Source organism: Paraburkholderia sp. HC6.4b, assembly GCF_014200875.1.
Classification (GTDB): Bacteria; Pseudomonadota; Gammaproteobacteria; order Burkholderiales; family Burkholderiaceae; genus Paraburkholderia; species Paraburkholderia tuberum.
Map to the genome: position 1 here is coordinate 41,882 of NZ_JACHDC010000011.1, position 19,702 is coordinate 61,583.

Sequence of the window (19,702 nt, forward strand, 5' to 3'; positions counted from 1 at the left end):
CGCCACCGGAACTTCTTCCTAGTTGTGTGTAATTCGCCTGATCGTACTGGTCACGAGATCCACGTAGAACAGGTCGCCATTCTGGCCCGCCTTCAGATCCACCGGTCCTCCCTGCAGACCCCTTGCGAAAGTCTGGGGCACATTGTTCGGAGGTTGCATGGTCCAGATGCATTGCCGCAGAAGATCACCAAAGTACAGTGCGTTTTTGAATTGAGCAGGGTAGGTTGTGCTCGTATCGTCGGTAAACCCGATCGCAGAGATGACACTGCCGTTCTGGTCCGGCCCTCCGCCGTTCCGCTTGCCGCCGCAGGTTCTTCCGCGACTGTCATCGGGTGAAATGTAGCTCGTGTGAGCGTACGCATAAAACGGCGCCGTGGCACCCACGAACTTTCCGCAGTAGCCCGTGTTTTGATAGTCGGGCTCGGGAGCCGCAGCGAAGTTGGCGCCAGGGCTCCATCCTTCGTAGCACGGCCAGCCGAAGTCTTGGCCGTCGACAGTGACATGATCGATTGCCTCCCAACTGTTCCAGCCCACATTGCCGATATACAGCTCGTCCGTACTACCAGGCAGGCGGGCGAACCGGAACGGATTGCGTAAGCCTTGCGCAACCAGGGCAACGCTTTGAGTTGTCGAACCCGGGTTCGTGATCCGGAGAACAGCGCCGTCGCTATAGGGAGACACGCCTTGACTGCGAAACGCGCCCTGCGGCAGATTCGTGCCATCGCCGCACGCAGTATCCAACTGTCCGTAGTCCACCTGATCGAAGCTCGCGCCGTCGCCAGCGCTAACGTACAGCGTTCTGTTGTCAACTCCGAAGACTAGTCCGCCAATACTGTGAGACGTGTAGAAAAAACACCACGTTTGATTGCCTGACCGTGCGGGAGGGAGGATCTTCGTTTCGGTCGTGCCCGCTCCCGCCGTTGTCAGCAGCGAAAGCTGGCCGTGAGTCAGAACGTTTCCGCTACAGGCGCCTGTAGCTGGAGGCGTCGTGTAAAGCACGTAAATTTTGCCGTCGTTCCGAGGATCGACCGCAATCCCGAGAAGTCCCCGGTCGACATCGTTGCAGACTTCATTGCTGAGGTCGGCGATCAACGTACAGGTAGGCGTCGCCAGGTCGCAATTCCAAACCCTGCCGCCTTTTTCGGCGATGAAGACCCTGGTCTGGCTTGCGTTGAAACTGATTGCCGTCGGCTGATTGAGACAACCGCTGTATAAAATCCGCTCTGTAAATCCCTTTGGAAGCACCGGCTGCGGCCTGGTCGTGGAGACGGGCTGACATATGACCGATTGCCCAATGGCGACGGAGGTCGGTACACCAGGGTTGCTGGGAGGATCGGCGTGCGCCGGATCGGCGAAACATGCCAACCCCAGCAGCGCTGCCAGTACGACGATCACGCGGGTCTGAGTTGCCCGCCAGAAAATAGGGGGCGACACCTTATCCTCCTGTTCGCGAGTTGAATACAAAAACACCAGCAGACGTATGACCGGAGCATTGACTGCTGTATGTGCATCGCGATTCGCGAATTGTGAATGGTTGAATGATAGGACTCGTACCCGCGAATGGTGGCCAATTCTCTGCCGCCGCACGCCACCTCACGCAAGCCACATAACGTCCACTCACGCGTTTTCCATGTTGAACTGGCGACGCTGGAATAGGTGGCCTCGTTCAACCGTCATCCTTGGATGGCGCCGCTTGGCGAGATCCTGCCCCACATTTTTTCGCGTTAAATGCCCTAGGACATTAATTTCCTCCCCCGTTTCTGCCGCACTATGGGAGATTAGGCGAGACGACGCCGACTCCTCACGGCGCCAGCATCCACCACAACATAGGAGCAGCGGTGATCGAGCAGTGGCGCGAGGCCGTGCGCGCGGTGCACGGCGTGGAATCGAAATACAAGCGACTGGTCAAGGCGATTGCCGGCGACATCGAGAACACGTCGCTGCCGCCGGGCGCGCGCCTGCCGCCGCAACGCGACGTCGCCGCCGAACTCGCGATCAGCGTGCAGACCGTGACCAACGCGTACAAGGAACTGGAGCGGCAAGGCCTGATCCGCTGCGAGGTCGGGCGCGGGAGCTTCGTCGCGGCGCGCGTCACCGAAACGATGTCGAGCTACATGCTCGATACGGCCGAGCGTTCGGTGGTCGACTTTTCGATCGCGCGCATCATTCACACGTCCGAGCATGACGCGATGTGGCGCAAGGTCTGCGCGACGCTGTCGACGCTCGACGATCAGCCGTGGATTCGCGCGTTCCGGCCGATCGCGGGCTTCGAGCATCATCGCCAGGCGGGTATTGCATGGCTCGCGTCGCTCGGCATGCCGGCTTCGGCCGATACGCTGCTCGTCACGAACGGCGCCGCCCACGGCATTTTTCTCGCGCTCGCTTCGCTGGTGGGGCCGGGCGACACCGTGCTGTGCGAAAGCCTGACGGATCACGGCGTGATAGGTTCGGCCAACGTGCTCGGCTTCACGCTGAAGGGCCTCGAGATCGACGAGTACGGCATTCACCCCGAGCATTTCGAGGAGATGTGCGACAGCGAGCGCATCTCGGCGCTCGTCTGCACACCGACGCTGAACAATCCGACCGTCGCGTTGATGCCCGATTCACGGCGTCGCGCGATTGCGAAAATCGCCGAACGCTATGGCGTATACGTGATCGAGGACGACGTGTACGGGCCGTTGCCGGCCAAACATTCCACGCCCATTTCGAGCCTGATTCCGGATCTTGCGTTCTACTGCACGAGTTTTACGAAGTCGGTGATGGCCGGCTTGCGCATCGGTTATATGACGACGCCGCGCCGGCTCGCGCTGCGCGCCGAGAGCGTGCTGCGCGTGAGCAGTTGGATGGCGACGCCGCCGATGGCCGAGGTCGCCACGCGCTGGGTTGTCGACGGCACGGCCGCGCGGCTCGTCGAAATTCAGCGCGAGCGGCTCGGGCGGCGTCAGTCGCAATTGCAGCAGACGCTCGGTAAATATGTGCTGGGCGCGCATCCGCAGGCGCTATCGGCGTGGCTGCGGGTGCCCGATCACTGGCGCACCGATCGGCTGGTGCGCGAACTGCGCAACCGCGACATCGCAGTCACGTCGCCCGATCCGTTTCTCGTGCGCGACGCCGACCGGCCCAACGCGGTGCGGGTTTGCGTCGGCGCCGAGGTCAGCGAAGACGCCTATAAAGCCGCGCTCGAAACGATGCGCGACGTGTTCGAGCAGTACCCGCAGGTGCACGATTTCGCCTGATCGCGCCGGTGCGCGAATTGCGTAACGCGCTGACCGAAATGAACTAGGACAATAAAAATCCTTTTTTAGAACACTAGACTGGGCTGCATGGAAAGCGATGCGGTCGCGAGTCACTGCGTTTATCTGCGATAGCCGTGCCCGCATCGAATAGCGAATCGACCTCTTTGATGCAGGGCCTGGTGCATGTCCGTTCCATCGTCAACCGTTCCATTGTCAGCCAATCTTTCGTTAGCCGACATTTACCGCGCGCGCAGCCGTATCGACGGTCGCGTGTGCCGTACGCCGCTCGTCGAATCGCCGAGGCTGTCGGCGCACGCGGGCACGCCGGTTTATCTGAAACTCGAAACCGTGCAGCCGACCGGCAGCTTCAAGCTGCGCGGCGCGACCAATGCGCTCGCGCAGTTGGCCGAGCAGGGCTGCACTCGCGTGGTGACCGCATCGACCGGTAATCATGGCCGCGCGCTCGCGCATGCGGCGCGCGCGCTCGGTATGGACGCGACCGTGTGTCTGTCGCGCCTCGTGCCCGCCAACAAGGTCGACGCGGTACGGGCGCTCGGCGCGCACGTGCGCATTACCGGCCAAAGTCAGGACGAGGCCGAGCACGAAGCATTGCGGCTCGCGCGCGAAGAAGGCTATGCGTACGTGCCGCCATTCGACGATCCGCGCGTGATCGCCGGACAGGGCACGATCGGGCTCGAAATCGTCGAGGCCTTGCCCGATGTCGCGAACATCGTGGTGCCGTTGTCGGGCGGCGGGCTGTTTGCCGGCATCGCGCTGGCGGCGAAAAGCACCAATCCCACGATTGGCTTGACAGGCGTCACGATGGCGCGCGGCGCCGCGATGCATGCGAGTCTCGCCGCCGGTCGGCCGGTGCTGGTCGAGGAAGTCGACACGCTCGCCGATTCGCTCGGCGGTGGCATCGGACTCGAAAACCGCTATACGTATGCGCTGACGCGCGATCTGATCGACGAGACCGTGCTGCTCGACGAGGCGTCGATTGCGCGCGGCATCGCGCATGCGTATCGGCAGGAACGGCTCGTCGTCGAAGGCGCGGCGGCGGTGGGGATTGCCGCGGTGCTCGATCACGCGCTGCCCACTGAACGCATCGCGCGCGGGCCGCTCGTGCTCGTCGTGACGGGCGCGAACATCGATATGAATCTGCATCGGCGGATCATCGGCAACGAAACCTCCCAAGCCGCGCCGTCACCGAACTCACACACCCCATCATGACCTCGATCACGCTCCTTGGCGAAGCCGAGCTTCGCAAACTCGTGCCGCTCGATATCGCGGCCATCGATCAGATCGAAGCCGCCTTTGTCGCGCTCGCGACCGAGGCGGTCGCGATGCCGCCGATCCTGCGGCTCGATCTGCCCGCGCATAACGGCGAAGTCGACGTGAAGACCGCGTGGCTGCCGCGCCTCGACAGCTTCGCGATCAAGGTCAGTCCAGGTTTCTTCGACAACCCGTCGCTCGGTCTGCCGAGCCTGAATGGTCTGATGCTGGTGTTGTCGGCGAAGACCGGGCTGACCGAAGCGGTGCTGCTCGACAACGGCTATCTGACCGCCATACGCACGGCGGCCGCCGGCGCGGTCGCGGCGCGCTGGCTCGCGAAAGCGCACACGCCGCAGGTCGCGGTGATCGGCGCGGGCGAGCAGGCGCGTCTGCAACTGCGGGCCTTGATGCTGGTGCGCCGCGTCGAACACATACGCGTCTGGGCGCGCGACGCGGCGAGCGCGCTGCGTTTCTCCGCGGAAGTGAACGACACGCTCGGCGTGCGATGCGATGTCGCGGCCAGCGTTCATGACGCGCTCGCCGAAGCGGACGTCGCGATTACCACCACGCCGAGCCGCACGCCGCTGATCGACGCCGCCGATCTGCATCCGGGCCTGCACATCACTGCGATGGGCTCGGACGCCGAGCACAAGAACGAAATCGCGCCGGCCGCGCTGGCGGCGGCGCGCTACGTATGCGACCGCGCGCAGCAAACGCGCGTGCTCGGCGAACTGCATCACGCGCTCGCCGCGGGCACGATGCGTGACGATGCGGCGATCGTCGAATTGGGCCAGGTGATCGCGAAACAGGCCGCGGGCCGCACGAGCGACGCCGACGTGACGATCTGCGATCTGACCGGAACCGGCGCGCAGGACACCGCTATCGCCGCGCTCGCATTGCAGCGCGCGCGTGCCGCAAAGGCGGGAACCACATTTGGCAACGACGCGCCGCCTAAATGACGCGCGATGAACGGCAATACGCCGCGCAAGTGGCTCACGAAGGAGTAGTACAGATGCGGGCATCCCCGATTCAACCGACGGTCGATTTCAACGCCGACGGCGAACAGCATGGTTTCCTGAAGCTGCCTCATTCGCACGACGTCTCCGCATGGGGCGCGGAGATGATCCCCATCACCGTGATCCGCAACGGCGAGGGACCGACCGCGCTGCTAACGGGCGGCAATCACGGTGACGAATACGAAGGGCCGATTGCGCTGTCGAAGCTCGCCGCCACGTTGAAGGCGAGTGACGTACGCGGGCGCGTGATCATCGTGCCGTTCATGAATTTTCCGGCGTTTCGCGCGGGCACGCGCACGTCGCCGATCGATCACGGCAATCTGAATCGCAGCTTTCCGGGCAAGCCGGACGGCACCGTGACCGAGAAGATCGCCGATTATTTTCAGCGCTATCTGCTGCCGCTCGCCGACTATGTGCTCGATCTGCACGCGGGTGGCCGCACGCTCGACTTCGTGCCGTTCGCCGCGATTCACGTGCTGCCCGACACGACGCAGCAGGCGCGCTGCGAGGCAGCAATGCGCGCATTCGGCGCGCCGTACTCGATGCGGATGCTCGAACTCGATAGCGTCGGCCTTTACGACACGGCCGTCGAGGAAGCGGGCAAGGTGTTCGTGTCGACCGAACTCGGGGGTGGTGGCACGGCGACCGTGCAGAGCGTGGCGATTACGGAGCGTGGTGTGCGCGGCTTTCTGCAGCATGCGGGAATCATCAGGCAAGACGAAGCAATGGGTCACTCGAGCGCGAGCGCGCCGCGCACGACGACGCTGCTCGATATGCCCGACGGCACCTGCTACACGACGAGCGAGCACGACGGCCTGCTCGAACTGTGCAAGGACCTCGGCGACATGGTCGACGGCGGCGAGGTGATCGCGCGGATCTACGACGCGAAGCGCACCGGCGCCGCGCCGATCGAATATCGCGCGCGACGCGGCGGCATGCTGGCCGCGCGGCATTTTCCGGGGCTCGTGCGGATTGGCGACACGGTTGCGGTGGTCGCCGACGTGCTCGAACGAGGCATACCGGTAACGCGTCTGAACGCGTGATGAAATTCGACCGCTACGATCTCGCGATTTTGCGCATTCTCGCGCGCGATGGACGCATCACGAAGTCGCGCCTCGCCGAAGAAATCAATCTGTCGATTTCGCCGGCATGGGAGCGCGTGAAGCGCCTCGAAGAAGAGGGCGTGATTCGCGCGTATCGCGCGGATATCGATTGGGTGCGCGCGTTCAAAGGCAGCCGCGTGGTGGTCGAGGTCACGCTCGCGCGTCATACCGCGCCGGACATGCGGCGCTTCGAGGAGCGCATCGCGGCCGCGCCCGAAGTCGTGCAATGCCTCGCGACGGGTGGCGGTGTCGACTATGTGATGCAGGTGCTGTCGCGCGATATCGACCACTATCAGCGCTTCATCGATACGTTGCTGACCGACGAATTGGGCATCGAAAAGTACTTCACCTATATCGTCACGAAGGTGGTGAAAAGCGGGGCCGAAGGCTTGCCCGAATGGGCGGAACAATCGATTGGCGAGAACGGCTGAGTGGCGCGCTACTTGCGGTCGACGTACGACGAAAAGCCCCACCCGAAAAAACGATAACCATGCGGCGAATTGCAGAAAAAACGTAGTCTTCGAGAAGCGACAACAAAAAAAACCGCAGTGCCGCCGGACCTACAGTGATAGCAGACATCGCACAGAGGAGGTCGTCATGTTGCTGGGTCATCCGGTCTTATTCAAATCGCTGTGCTACGTGGATGGACGCTGGGTTCATAGCGCGAGCGCCGCGAGCGTCGCGGTGCAGAATCCCGCGAATCAGGAAGTGCTCGGCCATGTGCCGATGCTCGACGCGGCGCAGATCACCGCGGCGGTCGATGCCGCGCAGCGCGCGTTCGACACGTGGCGCTGGGTGCCGGTCGCCAAACGTTCGGCGCTGCTGTTGCGCTGGCATGAGCTGATTCTGCGTCATCAGCAGGATCTCGCCGCGATTCTGTCGCTCGAACAGGGCAAGCCGCTTGCTGAAGCGCGCGGCGAAATTGCGTATGGCGCGAGCTTCGTCGAATGGTTCGCGCATGAGGTGCGGCGCCTGAATGGGCGCACGATTCCGACGCATATCGATGGCGCTCATCTGGGCACGATCATCGAGCCGGTCGGCGTGGCCGCGCTGATCACGCCGTGGAATTTCCCGTGCGCGATGCTCACCCGCAAGGCCGCCGCCGCGCTCGCCGCCGGTTGCACGGTGGTTGCGAAGCCCGCACACGAGACGCCGTTCTCCGCGCTCGCGCTCGCGCAACTCGCCGAAGAAGCGGGCTTTCCGGCCGGCGTGTTCAACGTCGTGCTCGGCGAGCCGCAAATGGCGATGGAAACGCTGGTTTCAGATAGCCGCGTGCGCTCGGTCAGCTTCACCGGCTCGACGCGTGTCGGCGCGCTAGTGATGCAAACGGCCGCACGGGCAGGCATCAAGAAGACCGCGCTCGAACTGGGCGGCAACGCGCCTTTCATCGTGACCGAAGATGCGGACCTCGAACACGCCGTGCGCGTCGCGGTCGCGGCGAAGTTCCAGACCTCGGGCCAGGACTGCTGCGCGGCGAACCGGATCTTCGTCGCGCGTTCGTTGTATGAAGCGTTCGTCGCGCGATATAGCGATGCCGTGAAGGCGTTGAAAGTGGGCGGCGCATTCGACCCGAACGTGGACGTCGGCCCGCTGATGCACCAGGCCGCGTTCGACACGACCGTGCAGCGCGTCGCCGACGCGCGTGAGAAGGGTGCGCGCGTCACGGTAGGCGGCGCGGCGCACGAGCGCGGCGGCTGGTTCTTCGAGCCGACCGTGGTCGCCGATGCGGCGCCCGGCATGCGCATTTACGACGAAGAAAATTTCGCGCCGATCTCGGCGGTCACGCCGTTCGATTCGCTCGACGAAGTGGTCGAACGCGCGAACGACACCGAGTATGGACTTGCCGCCTACGTGTGCGCGAAAGATCTGAACACCGTGTTTCAACTGATCCGCCGACTCGACTTCGCGATGGTGTCCATCAACGGCGCGAAATTCACCGGCGCACCGATTCCGTTCGGCGGCATCAAGTCGTCGGGGCTTGGACGCGAAGGCGGCGTCGAAGGCTTCGAGCCGTTCGTCGAGACACGTTATTTCTGCCTTGGCCAGCTTGGCTTGCCGGTCAGCGACAGCGCCCCCGCTCGTGCCGCTGCACATGCGATGGCGACGGACGCAATGGCCTGAACCTACCGATTCATTCATCCAGACATCACACGAAGGAGCGACCCATGACTCAATTCGATCAACTACTGAGCGCCGATCGCGCGCATTTCATGCATCCGTCGACGCACGCGCACGATCACGCGAGCGGCGCGCTGCCGGGCCGGATCGTGACCGGCGCGAAAGGTATCCGCATCGAGGACCATCAAGGCAAGACTTTTATCGATGCATTTGCCGGCCTTTATTGCGTGAACATCGGCTACGGCCGCACCGAAGTGGCCGAAGCGATTTACGAGCAGGCGAAGAAACTCGCGTATTACCACACGTATGTCGGCCACTCGACCGATACGATCATCGAGCTGTCGTCGCGCATCATCGACTGGTCGCCGCAGGGCATGAAGAAGGTGTACTACGGCATGTCCGGTTCGGACGCGAACGAAACGCAGATCAAGCTCGTCTGGTACTACAACAATGTGAAGGGCCGCCCGAACAAGAAGAAGATCATTTCGCGCGAGCGCGGCTATCACGGCTCGGGCATCGTCACCGGCAGTCTCACGGGATTGCCGAGCTTCCACCAGTTCTTCGATCTGCCGATCGAGCGCGTCAAGCATACCGTGTGTCCGCACTGGTATCGTCGCGCGCCGGCCGGTATGAATGAAACGCAGTTCGTCGCGTACTGCGTCGACGAACTCGAAAAACTGATCGCGCGCGAAGGCGCCGATACGATCGCGGCCTTCATCGGCGAACCGGTGATGGGCACGGGCGGCATCGTACCGCCGCCGGCCGGTTACTGGCCCGCGATCCAGCAGGTGCTGAAGAAGCACGACATCCTGTTGATCTGCGACGAAGTGGTGTGCGGTTTCGGCCGGCTCGGCTCGAAGATGGGTGCGCAGCACTACGGCATTCAACCCGATCTGATCACTGTCGCGAAGGGTTTGACGAGTGCTTACGCGCCGCTGTCCGGCGTGATCGTCAGCGAAGGCGTATGGGACGTGATCGATAAGGCATCGCAGGAATCGGGTGCGTTGGGGCATGGCTGGACCTATTCGGGCCATCCGATCTGCGCGGCGGCGGCGCTCGCCAACCTCGAGATTCTCGAACGCGAGAACCTGATGCAGAATGCGGCGCAAACCGGCGCTTATCTGCTGGAGCAATTGCATGCGGCGTTCGACTCGCATCCGCTCGTCGGCGAAGTGCGCGGCGTGGGCATGCTGGCCGCGCTGGAGTTCATGGCCGACAAGGATGTCCGCACGCCGTTCGATGCGGCGCTGAAGGTCGGGCCGCGTGTGTCGGCTGCCGCGATGCAGCGCGGACTGATCGCGCGGGCGATGCCGCACGGCGACATTCTCGGCTTTGCGCCGCCGCTGGTGACGTCGCGCGGCGACGTGGACGAGATCGTGAAGCTGACGCGCGAGGCGGTGGATGAGGTGGCGTCGCAGGTGTTTACGCCGGCTGCTTCGCTTTGATCAAGTGAGGTGAACGAGAGCCCCGGCTGCTGCGATTCGGTTCATGGTCGGGGCTTTCATTTACTTCGTGCGGTAGTGCCGCCATAGCTTCATGATGGCTACATAGGCAAGCGCTGCCACGATCAATTCAATAGTCATCCACACTACGAAATATAGAATCCGAAGCACGCCACCATGCGAGCGCCTCGCTTTCCGTCCACGGATAGGGGTATGGGTGGACATAATGGATCGACAGAACGAAAAGGCCGAAAAATAGCGCGACCTGAGATCGCAAGAACAGCTACTTTGGCGCTGAAAGATTCAGTCGCGCGGCCAGATCCGGATGCGCTTCGCCTAGACATCGAAGTGCCAGCGCTCCAAGCTTGCGGGCCGATTCGTCATCCAACGGAGTTTCCGGTGCTTCAGGAATATCGAGGAACATCGCCCGATCCAGGGTTGATTGAATAGCACGACGCGACACGTTGCTCATTTTGAGCGTATTCGTGTCGTCGTCGTAGATAAAGACGACAGCAAGGTCTCGGACCATCAATAGCCTCTGCACTGGTTGTATGTTTCAAAAGCACGTTGCTCGCACGCAAAGCGAGTTCTCAAATCGCCGCCGTATGTTTTTGACAGCATCTTGCACGCGATCATATTGCGCTCATATTCCATCTCGCACTCGATCTCTTGCCGTTCGCTCACACCGCGTGCACCAAGGATCGTCACATCTCCGCCTGTCGAAGTGTCAGAATACTCGAACGGCTGGGCATTGCCCAGATTCTGCGGTATGGGCGGGCTGCTGCCATATTGCGAGCGTGCCATGCTAACGTCGTCCGCTTGTTGCGCGCGCCCGCGACAATCGCACGCCCATGCGTAACCCAGGGCTTTGCCCATTGCGTAACCGGTCGAATACGAGCGAAGCCGATCCTGCGGAAACCATTCGCCGGTTTCGACGTTCAGCGCCATTGCGGATGGCATTGGCGGAAAGTTTGAGTATACCGAATAGAGGATACGGCAAAGCAAGCACTCTTCCTTGCCACCGGTTCCTTCCTGTTTCTGTCGCTCCATTTGACCTCTTCTGATTTTCCAGAAAACACCCGACGAATTAATCATCCGAAGGAGTCACGGTCAACTGCTTTAATTTGAGATGGAGTCGTTTTGACAAACATTGACAATAATTGACACGCGCGAAAAAAGCCCGCCTTGATGAGCGGGCTCGCATATTCCTATTGCAACGAGAGTTACCGAGACTTAATGCGCGGCTTCGCCGCCATAATGCCGATCCGGAATCACAACGATATTTCCCACAAAGCGCTTCTCCATGAACCGCGTCTGCGCATCATGAAACTTCGACAACGGATAAGTCGCCGCCAGAACCGGCCGGATCGTCCCGTTCTGAATATAGTCGAGCACGCGTTTGAACGCGCCACGCGTGCCCTGCGACGATCCATTCAACTGCAACTGCTTCAGATACATCGTGCGCAGATCGAGCTGCACGACCGGCCCCGCGATCGCGCCCGCGGTCGTATATCGTCCCTCAGGCCGCAACACGTTCAACAGCTTGCCGAACAGCGCCCCGCCGACAAGATCGGCGACTACATCGACGGCCCGCCCCTCGGTCATCCGTTCGACGTCCGCGACGAAATCGCTACTATCGCGCAGCATCACCCCTTGCGCGCCGAGCGCTAGCACGGCCTCTTCCTTACCCTTGCTGACCACCGCATACGGAATCGCGCCGCGCGCGCGGCATAGCTGGATGATGGCCGAGCCGACGCCGCCGGACGCGCCGGTAATCAGCACCGTTTCGCCGTGCTTGACGGCCGCGCGTTCGATCATTTGCTCGCCGGTGTGATAAGCGCACCAGAACGTAGCGAGTTCGGCGTCGGAATAGGTGCAGTCGACCCGATGCGCGTTTTCCGCGGGCACGGCCGTGTATTCGGCGTAGCCGCCGTCGCGGCCGTGGCCGATGTAGTCGATATCGGCGAGGCTGTCGTCGTCGCGGTTGTAGATCGACGCGTCGACGATCACGCGCTCGCCGATACGCGCGTCGCTGACGCCGCGACCCACCGCGACCACGCGTCCGACGATATCCGCGCCCTGAATGCGCGGAAACGTCAGCGTCGAGCGGCCGCGTCGCCACGTCGACACCGCTTGCGGATCGTCCTCGGTGCCGTAGGCGCCCTGGCGGACCCACACGTCGGTATTGTTGAGACCGCATGCGGTGACGTCGATCAGTACCTCGCCAGCCGCGCACGAGGGCACCGGCACGTCGTCGCGATAGACCAGTTTGTCGAGGCCACCGTGCGCGGTCAGCACGACGGCCTTCATCGTTTTCGGAAGCATGTTTCCCCTTTCGTTGAAACGGGCGTCGTGCTTCGCGAGTTCACGCGGGCACGACGCCCGCGCAATCACGGTTTGACGAACAGCTTACGTGGCGTCCTGCAAAAGGTCTCGACGCCGGTCCGCGTAATCAGAATGCTCTCGGTGATTTCGAGGCCCCAGTCGTCGAGCCACAGGCCCGGCATGAAGTGAAACGTCATGCCGGGTTCGAGGACGGTCTTGTCCCCAGGGCGCAGGCTCATCGTGCGCTCGCCCCAGTCCGGCGGATAGCTCGCGCCGATCGGATAGCCGCAGCGGCTGTTCTTCTCGATGCCGTATTTATGCAGCACCGCGAAAAACGCATTGGCGATGTCCTCGCAGGTATTGCCCGGTTTCGCCGCGGCGAGCCCTGCCTCAATCCCTTCGACCACCGCACGCTCGCCCTCGATGAAATGCTTCGGCGGCTTGCCGAGGTACACGGTGCGCGACTGCGGGCAGTGATAACGCTTGAAGCAGCCGGCAATTTCGAAGAACGTGCCGGCGTCCTTCGCGAACGGCGTGTCGTCCCAGGTCAAATGCGGGGCGGCCGCGTCGGCGCCGGTCGGCAGCAGCGGCACGATCGCCGGATAGTCGCCGCCATAACCGTCGATGCCGGTAATGCCTGCCGAGTAGATCTCCGCGACGAGGTCGTTCTTGCGCATGCCCGGCTCGATTCGCTCGACGATGTGCGCGTGCATCTTCTCGACGATGCGCGCGGCCACGCGCATGTACTCGATCTCGCGCGCGGATTTGACCGCGCGTTGCCAGTTGACGAGGCCGGTTGCGTCCTGCCATTTCGAGTCCGGCAAATGCGCGACGAGCGAGCGATAAGCGGCGGCGCTGAAATAGTAGTTGTCCATTTCGACGCCGATCTTCGCGTTGGCCCAGCCGCGTGCGGCGATCACGTCGCGCGCGAGGTAGTCCATCGGATGACGCGCGGTGGATTGCACGTAATGATCCGGATAGCCGACGATCTGATCGTGCTGCATGAAGACGGTGCGCTTGGCACCGTTCGCGTCCTGACCGCGGCCGAACCAGACCGGCTCGCCATCCAGCGCGAGCAGCACGCACTGATGCACGTAAAACGACCAGCCGTCATAGCCGGTGAGCCAGGCCATATTGGTCGGGTCCGACACGATCAATAGTTCGATGCCGGCCGCCTGCATGGCCTTGCGCGTTTTCGCGAGACGCGCGGCGTATTCGTCGCGTTCGAACGGCAGGCGCACGACGGGCGCCGCGATTCGCGATTCGTGTTGCGTCGTATCTGACATCTTCCCCTCTCTCTGAGCGTGACGTCGTTGCGGAAAGTGGCGCCCGGTGCAAGTGAACGGGGCGTCCACGGGTATCTCTCGCCGCAGTCTAATGCCGCGAAAAAACGCCGCTGAATGTGCTAGTTCAATGTTCGTGACGTTGTCGACGGACGCTGGATGTTTGTTGCAGTGCACGCTGCGCCGCCCTTGTCCGCGCGTAAAAAGAATTGTTCTAGAGCAATCTGGATCGCAAATATGGCTGCGTATTCTGGTTCGCACCACACGTACGACGAACGGGACCGAATCGATATGAACACCGCGCGAGTTACCGATCTGTTGAGCGCTTCAGGCATCGCCCCGGCAAGTCTTTCCTCCGAGGAGCGCGCGGTCGCCTCCGCAAGCACACCGGCGCGCCGAGACGAAAGCCCGGCGAGCAAGCCATTGATCCGGCTCGACCGGATCACGAAACGATATGGCGCGCTGACCGTGCTCGACGAACTGTCGCTCGACGTGATGCCCGGCGAGAAGCTCGCGCTGATCGGTCCGTCGGGATCGGGCAAGACGACGATCCTGCGCATCCTGATGACGCTGGAAACGATCGACGGCGGCCATATCGAAGTGGACGGCGAACAGTTGTTCCATATGCCGCGCGGCGGCCAGATGGTGCCCGCGAACGAACGGCATCTGCAAAAGATGCGCGAGAAGATCGGCATGGTGTTTCAGCACTTCAATCTGTTTCCGCACAAGAGCGTGCTCGACAACGTGACGCTCGCGCCGATGCTGACGAAGGGCGAGAGCCGTGAGTCGGCGCAGAGGCGCGCGCTCGAACTGCTCGACATGGTCGGCATGGCCGATAAGGCGAAGAGCCGTCCCGCGCAACTGTCGGGCGGGCAGAAACAGCGCGTGGCGATCGCGCGGGCGCTCGCGCTCGCACCGCGGATCATGCTGTTCGACGAGGTGACGTCCGCGCTCGACCCTGAGCTCGTCGAGGAAGTCCTGAACGTGATGCAGCGGCTCGCGCGTGAGACCGACATGACGATGCTGCTCGTCACGCACGAAATGGGCTTCGCGCACGACTTCGCCGACCGCGTGCTGTTCTTCGACCGCGGCAGGATCGTCGAGGAAGGCAAGCCCGAGGACATCTTCACGCATCCGACGCACGAGCGGACTCAGACGTTCCTGCGCAAGATCCTCGCCGCGGGACATCGAATCTGAGCAGAGCCGTAAGAGATTGCTTTTCCCACGCTGCACGTCACCCACTACTACGTCATACCACTACGCCTTAGGAGCCAAAAATCATGAAGCTAAAGGGGATTCTGATTGCGGGAGGGTTGTCGCTGCTGACGCTCGCGAGCCTCGCACATGCCGCCGACGACAAGCTCACGCAGCTGCGCCAGCAAGGCTTCGCGCGGATCGCGATCGCGAACGAACCGCCTTTCACCGCAGTCGGCGCCGACGGCAAGGTGACGGGCGCGGCGCCGGACGTCGCGCGTGCGGTGTTCAAGAAGCTCGGCGTCAACGACGTCGTCGCGTCGGTCTCCGAGTATGGCGCGATGATTCCGGGCCTCGCGGCCGGGCGGCATGACGCGATAGCGGCGGGGCTGTTCATGACGCCGCAGCGTTGCGCGGCCGTCGCTTATTCGCAGCCGGTGTTATGCGCGGTCGAAGCGTTCGCGGTCAAGAAAGGCAACACGAAGAGCATCAAGACCTACGAGGAAATCGCGAAAGATCCGAAGGCGGTGCTCGGTGTGGAAGGCGGCACGACCGAACAGAAGCTCGCGACCGCCGCGAATATTCCGACCGATCGCGTGATCATCGTGCCGGATGGGCAAAGCGGTCTGAAGATGCTGCAGGACGGCCGCATCGACGTGTTCGCGTTGCCGCTGCTGTCGATCACCGATCTGCTCTCAAAGGCGAAAGACCCGAACCTCGAATCGATCGCGCCGGTGCAGAACACGCCGGTGCAGTGCGACGGCGTCGCGTTCCGCAAGCAGGACACCGCGCTGCGCGATGCATTCGACGTCGAGCTGAAGAAGATGAAGGAGTCCGGCGAGTTCGCGAAGATCGTCGAGCCCTATGGCTTCTCGGCGAAGGCCGCAATGTCGACGAGCCGCGAGAAACTGTGCGCGGCGAAGAACTGAGTCCGCGATAAGACGCCATGCGCGCAACGCGATAGCGCGCATGGCCCATGACACATTGTGCGCGAGGTGCGTCGATGAACCACTGGTCCGGCTATTTGCAGCTGATTCTGCAGGGAGCGCAGACAACCGTCGAACTGACGCTGATGGGCGCGGTCCTCGCGCTCGTGATGGCATTCGTCGCTGGACTCGGGCGCCTGTCGCGTTTCTTCGTGGTGCGGGCATTGGCCACGTCGTATATCGAGTTTTTTCGCGGCACCTCGATATTCGTGCAGCTGTTCTGGGCGTATTTCGTGTTGCCGATGGCCGGCCTCACGCTGACGCCGCTGCAGGCCGGCGTGCTCGCGCTCGGTTTGAACGTCGGCGCGTATGGCGCTGAAGTGGTGCGCGGCGCGGTCGCCGCGATCGGCCACGAGCAGCGCAGCGCCTGCATTGCGCTGAATCTTTCCCGCTATCAGCGCATGCGGCACGTGATCTTGCCACAGGCCTTGCCGCTGATGCTGCCCACGTTCGGCAACAACGCGATCGAGCTGCTGAAGGGCACGGCCGTCGTGTCGCTGATCTCGCTCGGCGACATGACGTTCCAGGCGCAGGTGGTGCGCTCGCAAACCGGCAATACGTTGATCCCGTTCGCGACGATTCTCGCGCTGTACTTCGCCATGGCCTGTCTGATCTCGTTCGGCATGCGCAAGCTGGAAAGCCGGATGAGTTTCGGTCTCGACCGCATCAGGAGATAGACGAATGGAATGGGACTGGAGCTTCGTGCGCGAGATTCTGCCGACCCTGCTGCAAGGGTTGGAGATCACCGTGCTCGCTACTTTGCTCGGCGCGGTGGTGGCGGCCGTGGTCGGCATGGCGATTGCCATTTTGCGGCTGGCGCCGAATCGCGCGGTGTCGCGCGCCACGTCGGCGATCGCGAGTTTCATTCGCGGCACGCCGCTGCTCGTGCAGTTGTACTTCGTGTTCTACGTGCTGCCCGACATCGGCATACGGATGCCGGCGCTCGCGGCCGGTGTGCTCGCAATCGGCGTGCACTACGCGACGTATGCGGCTGAGGTTTATCGCGCCGGCATCGAAAACATTCCACGCGGGCAATGGGAAGCAGCAAAGGCCTGCAACCTGAGTCCCGCGCAAACGTGGCAGCACGTGATCCTGCCCGAAGCGGTGCCGCCGATGGTGCCCGCGCTCGCCAATTATCTGATCTCCATGTTCAAGGAGACGCCGTTACTGTCGGCGATCACGGTCCTCGAATTGATGAATCAGGCAAAGATCATCGCGAATACGGATTACCGCTATCTGGAGCCGATGACGCTTGTCGGCGTGCTGTTCCTGATCATCAGCCTGATCGCGGTGGCCGGTGTGCGACTCCTTGAAAAGCGTTTTCCGGCTCCGGGGCATTGAACGATGCAAATAACTATTCGACAGTTCGAACGCGCGCCGCATCTGATCGAACGCGCTTTCGACAAACGTATCGGCCTCCTGATCCTCGCAACCGATCACACGACCGAGCCGGACTTCGCGGCACTCGTCGCAAACGAGCGTATCGGCATCTATGTGAATCGCGTGCCGTATGCGAACCCGGTGACGCCCGACAATCTGCGCGCGATGCAGCCATCGCTGAGCGCGGGCGCGGCGCTGATCCTGCCTGACGAAACGCTCGACGTCGTGATGTATTCGTGCACGTCGGCATCCGTGATGATCGGCGATGCGCAGATCGAGCGCGCCATTCATGCGGCGAAGCCATCGGCCAAAGTCCTCACCCCGACCGCTGCCGCGGTCACTGCGCTGAGCACGCTGGACGCGCGGCGTATCAGCGTGCTGACGCCGTACACCGCCGAAACCAGTCGGCCGATGTTCGAGTACTTTGCCGCGCAAGGCTTTGCGATCGACCGCTTCTCATGCCTGGGTCTGACCGACGACCGGGAGATGGCACGGATTTCGCACGACGATATCGTCGCCTTCGCGCGCGACGCGACAGCGCCCGACTCCGATGCGCTGTTTATTTCGTGCACCGCGGTGAGAGCTGCGCCGATCATCGCGCGAATCGAAGCCGCCATCGGCAAGCCGGTAGTGAGCAGCAACCTCGCGACCGCGTGGATGTGCTTGCGCCTTTGCGGCGAGAACGAGGCGAGGCCACAGCAGGGTCATTTGATGACGCTGCCGTTGCTGATGCGCTGAGAGTACTGCGCGACGCCAATCATGTTGTTTTTCCCGAACGCGCGCGACGCGTCGCCGACGCACGCGTACGGATTACCGCATCCGTTGCAGCCTTTATGGAAAACCCCGATGCCTGCATCGTCCTAGAACATCGTTGCAAGCGCGGGTCGCCGGTATCGTGGATTCGGGCGACGTTGCCTGTGTCGCATAGAAACATCCCAGGAGAAGACATGCACTACGTACATTCATGGACCGCGCAGAGCGCGCAACCGCAGGCGCGCAGCTTGCTGCGACGCGCAATCGCGGCGTCGGCACTCGGAAACGCGACCGAGTGGTTCGACTACGGTATTTACGCCTACGGCCTGAGCTATATTTCGGCCGCGTTGTTTCCCGGCAGCACCGCACAGGCCACGTTGTTCGCGCTCGCGACGTTCGCCATTTCGTTTCTCGTGCGTCCGCTTGGCGGCCTGTTCTGGGGGCCGCTCGGCGATCGCCTCGGCCGCAAGCACGTACTCGCGTTGACGATCATCCTGATGTCGGTCGCAACGCTGCTGGTCGGACTCGTGCCGACTTACGCGAGCATCGGCTGGTGGGCACCGGTTATCCTCGTCGTTCTGCGGATGATCCAGGGCTTTTCGACGGGCGGCGAATATGGCGGCGCGGCGACTTTCATGGCCGAATACGCGCCGGACAATAAGCGCGGCTTTTGTGGCAGCTTCCTCGAATTCGCGACGCTGTCGGGTTTCTCGCTCGGCGCGTTTCTGATGCTCGGTTGCTCCGTCGTGCTCGGCAACACGGCAATGCATGCGTGGGGATGGCGTCTGCCGTTTCTGATTGCGGCGCCGCTCGGCCTGATCGGTTTCTATCTGCGCTCCAGGCTCGAAGACACGCCGGTCTTTCGCGAGCTCGAACAAACGATGCACAAGGAGCAGCATAGCTGCGTCACGCTGAAGGCATTGCTGCGCGATTATTGGAAACCGCTGATTCAGCTCGGCGGACTCGTGGTTGCTTTGAATGTCGTCAACTACGTGCTGCTCGCCTATATGCCGACGTTCATGCAGAAGCAGCTCGGCATGAGCGACAACATGTCCCTGCTCGTGCCGCTGATCGGCATGCTCGCGATGATGGTGTTTCTGCCGTTCGCGGGCACGTTCTCGGATCGCGTGGGACGCAAGAACGTCTGGTGGTTTTCGCTGATTGGCCTGTTCGTCGCGGCGATTCCAATGTTCCTGCTGATGAAGCTCGGCGTGGCGGGCGCGTTCATCGGCTTTGCGGTGCTCGGGCTGTTGTACGTGCCGCAACTGGCCAGCATCTCGGCGATGTTCCCCGCGATGTTTCCGACCCAGGTCCGTTACGCGGGGATGGCGATTGCGTATAACGTGTCGACGTCGATTTTCGGCGGCACGGCGCCGATGGCGAACGAATGGCTGGTCGCGCATACGGGCAATGCGCTGGTGCCCGCTTATTACATGATGGCCGCGTGCGTGGTGGGGGCGATTGCGTTGATCTACGTGCCTGAAACGCGCGGGTGTTCGTTGCGCGGGCAAGGCATTCCGGGGAAGCAGGAAGTGATTGTTTGAGGTGACATGGCGTGGCCAACCGCGTATCGATGCAGTTCGGCCACGCGTGT

18 protein-coding genes and 1 pseudogene are annotated in these 19,702 nt (G+C 62.5%); 13 read left to right on the plus strand and 6 right to left on the minus strand.

Annotated features, from left to right (window positions below; genetic code table 11):
• Positions 1–18: 18 nt before the first annotated feature.
• A complete protein-coding gene (locus HDG34_RS17855) occupies positions 19–1,434 on the minus strand; it encodes a PQQ-dependent sugar dehydrogenase (protein ID WP_311734779.1) in 1,416 nt (471 codons plus the stop codon).
• 404 nt (positions 1,435–1,838) lie between these two features.
• On the opposite strand from HDG34_RS17855, the gene HDG34_RS17860 reads away from it, so the two are divergent.
• The 7 genes from HDG34_RS17860 (at position 1,839) to HDG34_RS17890 (ending at position 10,190) form a co-directional block, all read left to right on the plus strand.
• On the plus strand, positions 1,839–3,236 hold the full coding sequence (locus tag HDG34_RS17860; RefSeq protein WP_184061519.1) for a PLP-dependent aminotransferase family protein: 1,398 nt from the start codon (positions 1,839–1,841) through the stop codon (positions 3,234–3,236).
• Positions 3,237–3,419: 183 nt separating this feature from the next.
• Complete coding sequence (eutB, locus tag HDG34_RS17865) at positions 3,420–4,466, plus strand: hydroxyectoine utilization dehydratase EutB (protein ID WP_184061520.1); 1,047 nt, start codon at positions 3,420–3,422, stop codon at positions 4,464–4,466.
• On the plus strand, positions 4,463–5,467 hold the full coding sequence (locus tag HDG34_RS17870) for a cyclodeaminase (protein ID WP_184061521.1): 1,005 nt from the start codon (positions 4,463–4,465) through the stop codon (positions 5,465–5,467). The genes eutB and HDG34_RS17870 overlap by 4 nt, the downstream gene beginning before the upstream one ends.
• A 53-nt stretch (positions 5,468–5,520) precedes the next feature.
• A complete protein-coding gene (gene doeB, locus HDG34_RS17875; RefSeq protein ID WP_184061522.1) occupies positions 5,521–6,567 on the plus strand; it encodes a N(2)-acetyl-L-2,4-diaminobutanoate deacetylase DoeB in 1,047 nt (348 codons plus the stop codon).
• Positions 6,567–7,058: an Lrp/AsnC family transcriptional regulator gene (locus HDG34_RS17880; RefSeq protein WP_184061523.1), complete on the plus strand. Its 492-nt coding sequence runs from the start codon at positions 6,567–6,569 to the stop codon at positions 7,056–7,058. The genes doeB and HDG34_RS17880 overlap by 1 nt, the downstream gene beginning before the upstream one ends.
• Positions 7,059–7,224: 166 nt before the next feature.
• Positions 7,225–8,748: an NAD-dependent succinate-semialdehyde dehydrogenase gene (locus HDG34_RS17885; protein WP_184061524.1), complete on the plus strand. Its 1,524-nt coding sequence runs from the start codon at positions 7,225–7,227 to the stop codon at positions 8,746–8,748.
• Between the two features lie 44 nt (positions 8,749–8,792).
• Complete coding sequence (locus HDG34_RS17890) at positions 8,793–10,190, plus strand: aspartate aminotransferase family protein (RefSeq protein WP_184061525.1); 1,398 nt, start codon at positions 8,793–8,795, stop codon at positions 10,188–10,190.
• A gap of 60 nt (positions 10,191–10,250) precedes the next feature.
• On the opposite strand, the pseudogene HDG34_RS39210 reads toward HDG34_RS17890, so the two are convergent.
• The 5 genes and pseudogenes from HDG34_RS39210 to doeA form a co-directional block, all read right to left on the minus strand.
• Positions 10,251–10,470, minus strand: a pseudogene (locus tag HDG34_RS39210) (hypothetical protein).
• Positions 10,471–10,716: a hypothetical protein gene (locus tag HDG34_RS17895; protein WP_184040027.1), complete on the minus strand. Its 246-nt coding sequence runs from the start codon at positions 10,714–10,716 to the stop codon at positions 10,471–10,473.
• On the minus strand, positions 10,716–11,237 hold the full coding sequence (locus HDG34_RS17900; RefSeq protein ID WP_184061526.1) for a hypothetical protein: 522 nt from the start codon (positions 11,235–11,237) through the stop codon (positions 10,716–10,718). The genes HDG34_RS17895 and HDG34_RS17900 overlap by 1 nt, the downstream gene beginning before the upstream one ends.
• A 183-nt stretch (positions 11,238–11,420) precedes the next feature.
• Positions 11,421–12,512 (minus strand): alcohol dehydrogenase family protein, encoded by a 1,092-nt coding sequence (locus tag HDG34_RS17905; protein ID WP_184061527.1) that lies wholly within the window; start codon positions 12,510–12,512, stop codon positions 11,421–11,423.
• 65 nt (positions 12,513–12,577) lie between these two features.
• Positions 12,578–13,798: an ectoine hydrolase DoeA gene (gene doeA / locus HDG34_RS17910; RefSeq protein ID WP_184061528.1), complete on the minus strand. Its 1,221-nt coding sequence runs from the start codon at positions 13,796–13,798 to the stop codon at positions 12,578–12,580.
• 288 nt (positions 13,799–14,086) lie between these two features.
• On the opposite strand from doeA, the gene ehuA reads away from it, so the two are divergent.
• The 6 genes from ehuA to HDG34_RS17940 all read left to right on the plus strand — a co-directional run bounded on the left by ehuA (position 14,087) and on the right by HDG34_RS17940 (position 19,652).
• Complete coding sequence (gene ehuA, locus HDG34_RS17915; RefSeq protein WP_311541786.1) at positions 14,087–14,992, plus strand: ectoine/hydroxyectoine ABC transporter ATP-binding protein EhuA; 906 nt, start codon at positions 14,087–14,089, stop codon at positions 14,990–14,992.
• 83 nt (positions 14,993–15,075) lie between these two features.
• Positions 15,076–15,918 carry an ectoine/hydroxyectoine ABC transporter substrate-binding protein EhuB gene (gene ehuB / locus HDG34_RS17920; RefSeq protein ID WP_184061529.1) on the plus strand — a complete coding sequence of 281 codons (843 nt, stop codon included), beginning with the start codon at positions 15,076–15,078 and terminating at the stop codon, positions 15,916–15,918.
• 74 nt (positions 15,919–15,992) lie between these two features.
• Positions 15,993–16,652 (plus strand): ectoine/hydroxyectoine ABC transporter permease subunit EhuC, encoded by a 660-nt coding sequence (gene ehuC / locus HDG34_RS17925; protein ID WP_018423791.1) that lies wholly within the window; start codon positions 15,993–15,995, stop codon positions 16,650–16,652.
• Between the two features lie 4 nt (positions 16,653–16,656).
• Entirely contained in the window at positions 16,657–17,316 is a 660-nt protein-coding gene (ehuD, locus tag HDG34_RS17930; RefSeq protein ID WP_184061530.1) for an ectoine/hydroxyectoine ABC transporter permease subunit EhuD, read from the plus strand.
• Positions 17,317–17,319: 3 nt separating this feature from the next.
• Positions 17,320–18,093, plus strand: a complete 774-nt coding sequence (gene eutA / locus HDG34_RS17935) for an ectoine utilization protein EutA (RefSeq protein ID WP_184061531.1) — start codon at positions 17,320–17,322, stop codon at positions 18,091–18,093.
• Between the two features lie 209 nt (positions 18,094–18,302).
• Complete coding sequence (locus HDG34_RS17940; RefSeq protein ID WP_184061532.1) at positions 18,303–19,652, plus strand: MFS transporter; 1,350 nt, start codon at positions 18,303–18,305, stop codon at positions 19,650–19,652.
• Positions 19,653–19,702: the final 50 nt, after the last annotated feature.

Bases quoted from the DNA above. Each gene is read 5' to 3' on its own strand.
- eutB (WP_184061520.1), top strand. From the start codon at position 3,420: ATGTCCGTTCCATCGTCAACCGTTCCATTGTCAGCCAATCTTTCGTTA.
- HDG34_RS17870 (WP_184061521.1), top strand. From the start codon at position 4,463: ATGACCTCGATCACGCTCCTTGGCGAAGCCGAGCTTCGCAAACTCGTG.
- doeB (WP_184061522.1), top strand. From the start codon at position 5,521: ATGCGGGCATCCCCGATTCAACCGACGGTCGATTTCAACGCCGACGGC.
- HDG34_RS17880 (WP_184061523.1), top strand. From the start codon at position 6,567: ATGAAATTCGACCGCTACGATCTCGCGATTTTGCGCATTCTCGCGCGC.
- HDG34_RS17885 (WP_184061524.1), top strand. From the start codon at position 7,225: ATGTTGCTGGGTCATCCGGTCTTATTCAAATCGCTGTGCTACGTGGAT.
- HDG34_RS17890 (WP_184061525.1), top strand. From the start codon at position 8,793: ATGACTCAATTCGATCAACTACTGAGCGCCGATCGCGCGCATTTCATG.
- HDG34_RS17895 (WP_184040027.1), bottom strand. From the start codon at position 10,716: ATGGTCCGAGACCTTGCTGTCGTCTTTATCTACGACGACGACACGAAT.
- HDG34_RS17900 (WP_184061526.1), bottom strand. From the start codon at position 11,237: ATGGAGCGACAGAAACAGGAAGGAACCGGTGGCAAGGAAGAGTGCTTG.
- HDG34_RS17905 (WP_184061527.1), bottom strand. From the start codon at position 12,512: ATGCTTCCGAAAACGATGAAGGCCGTCGTGCTGACCGCGCACGGTGGC.
- doeA (WP_184061528.1), bottom strand. From the start codon at position 13,798: ATGTCAGATACGACGCAACACGAATCGCGAATCGCGGCGCCCGTCGTG.
- ehuA (WP_311541786.1), top strand. From the start codon at position 14,087: ATGAACACCGCGCGAGTTACCGATCTGTTGAGCGCTTCAGGCATCGCC.
- ehuB (WP_184061529.1), top strand. From the start codon at position 15,076: ATGAAGCTAAAGGGGATTCTGATTGCGGGAGGGTTGTCGCTGCTGACG.
- ehuC (WP_018423791.1), top strand. From the start codon at position 15,993: ATGAACCACTGGTCCGGCTATTTGCAGCTGATTCTGCAGGGAGCGCAG.
- ehuD (WP_184061530.1), top strand. From the start codon at position 16,657: ATGGAATGGGACTGGAGCTTCGTGCGCGAGATTCTGCCGACCCTGCTG.
- eutA (WP_184061531.1), top strand. From the start codon at position 17,320: ATGCAAATAACTATTCGACAGTTCGAACGCGCGCCGCATCTGATCGAA.
- HDG34_RS17940 (WP_184061532.1), top strand. From the start codon at position 18,303: ATGCACTACGTACATTCATGGACCGCGCAGAGCGCGCAACCGCAGGCG.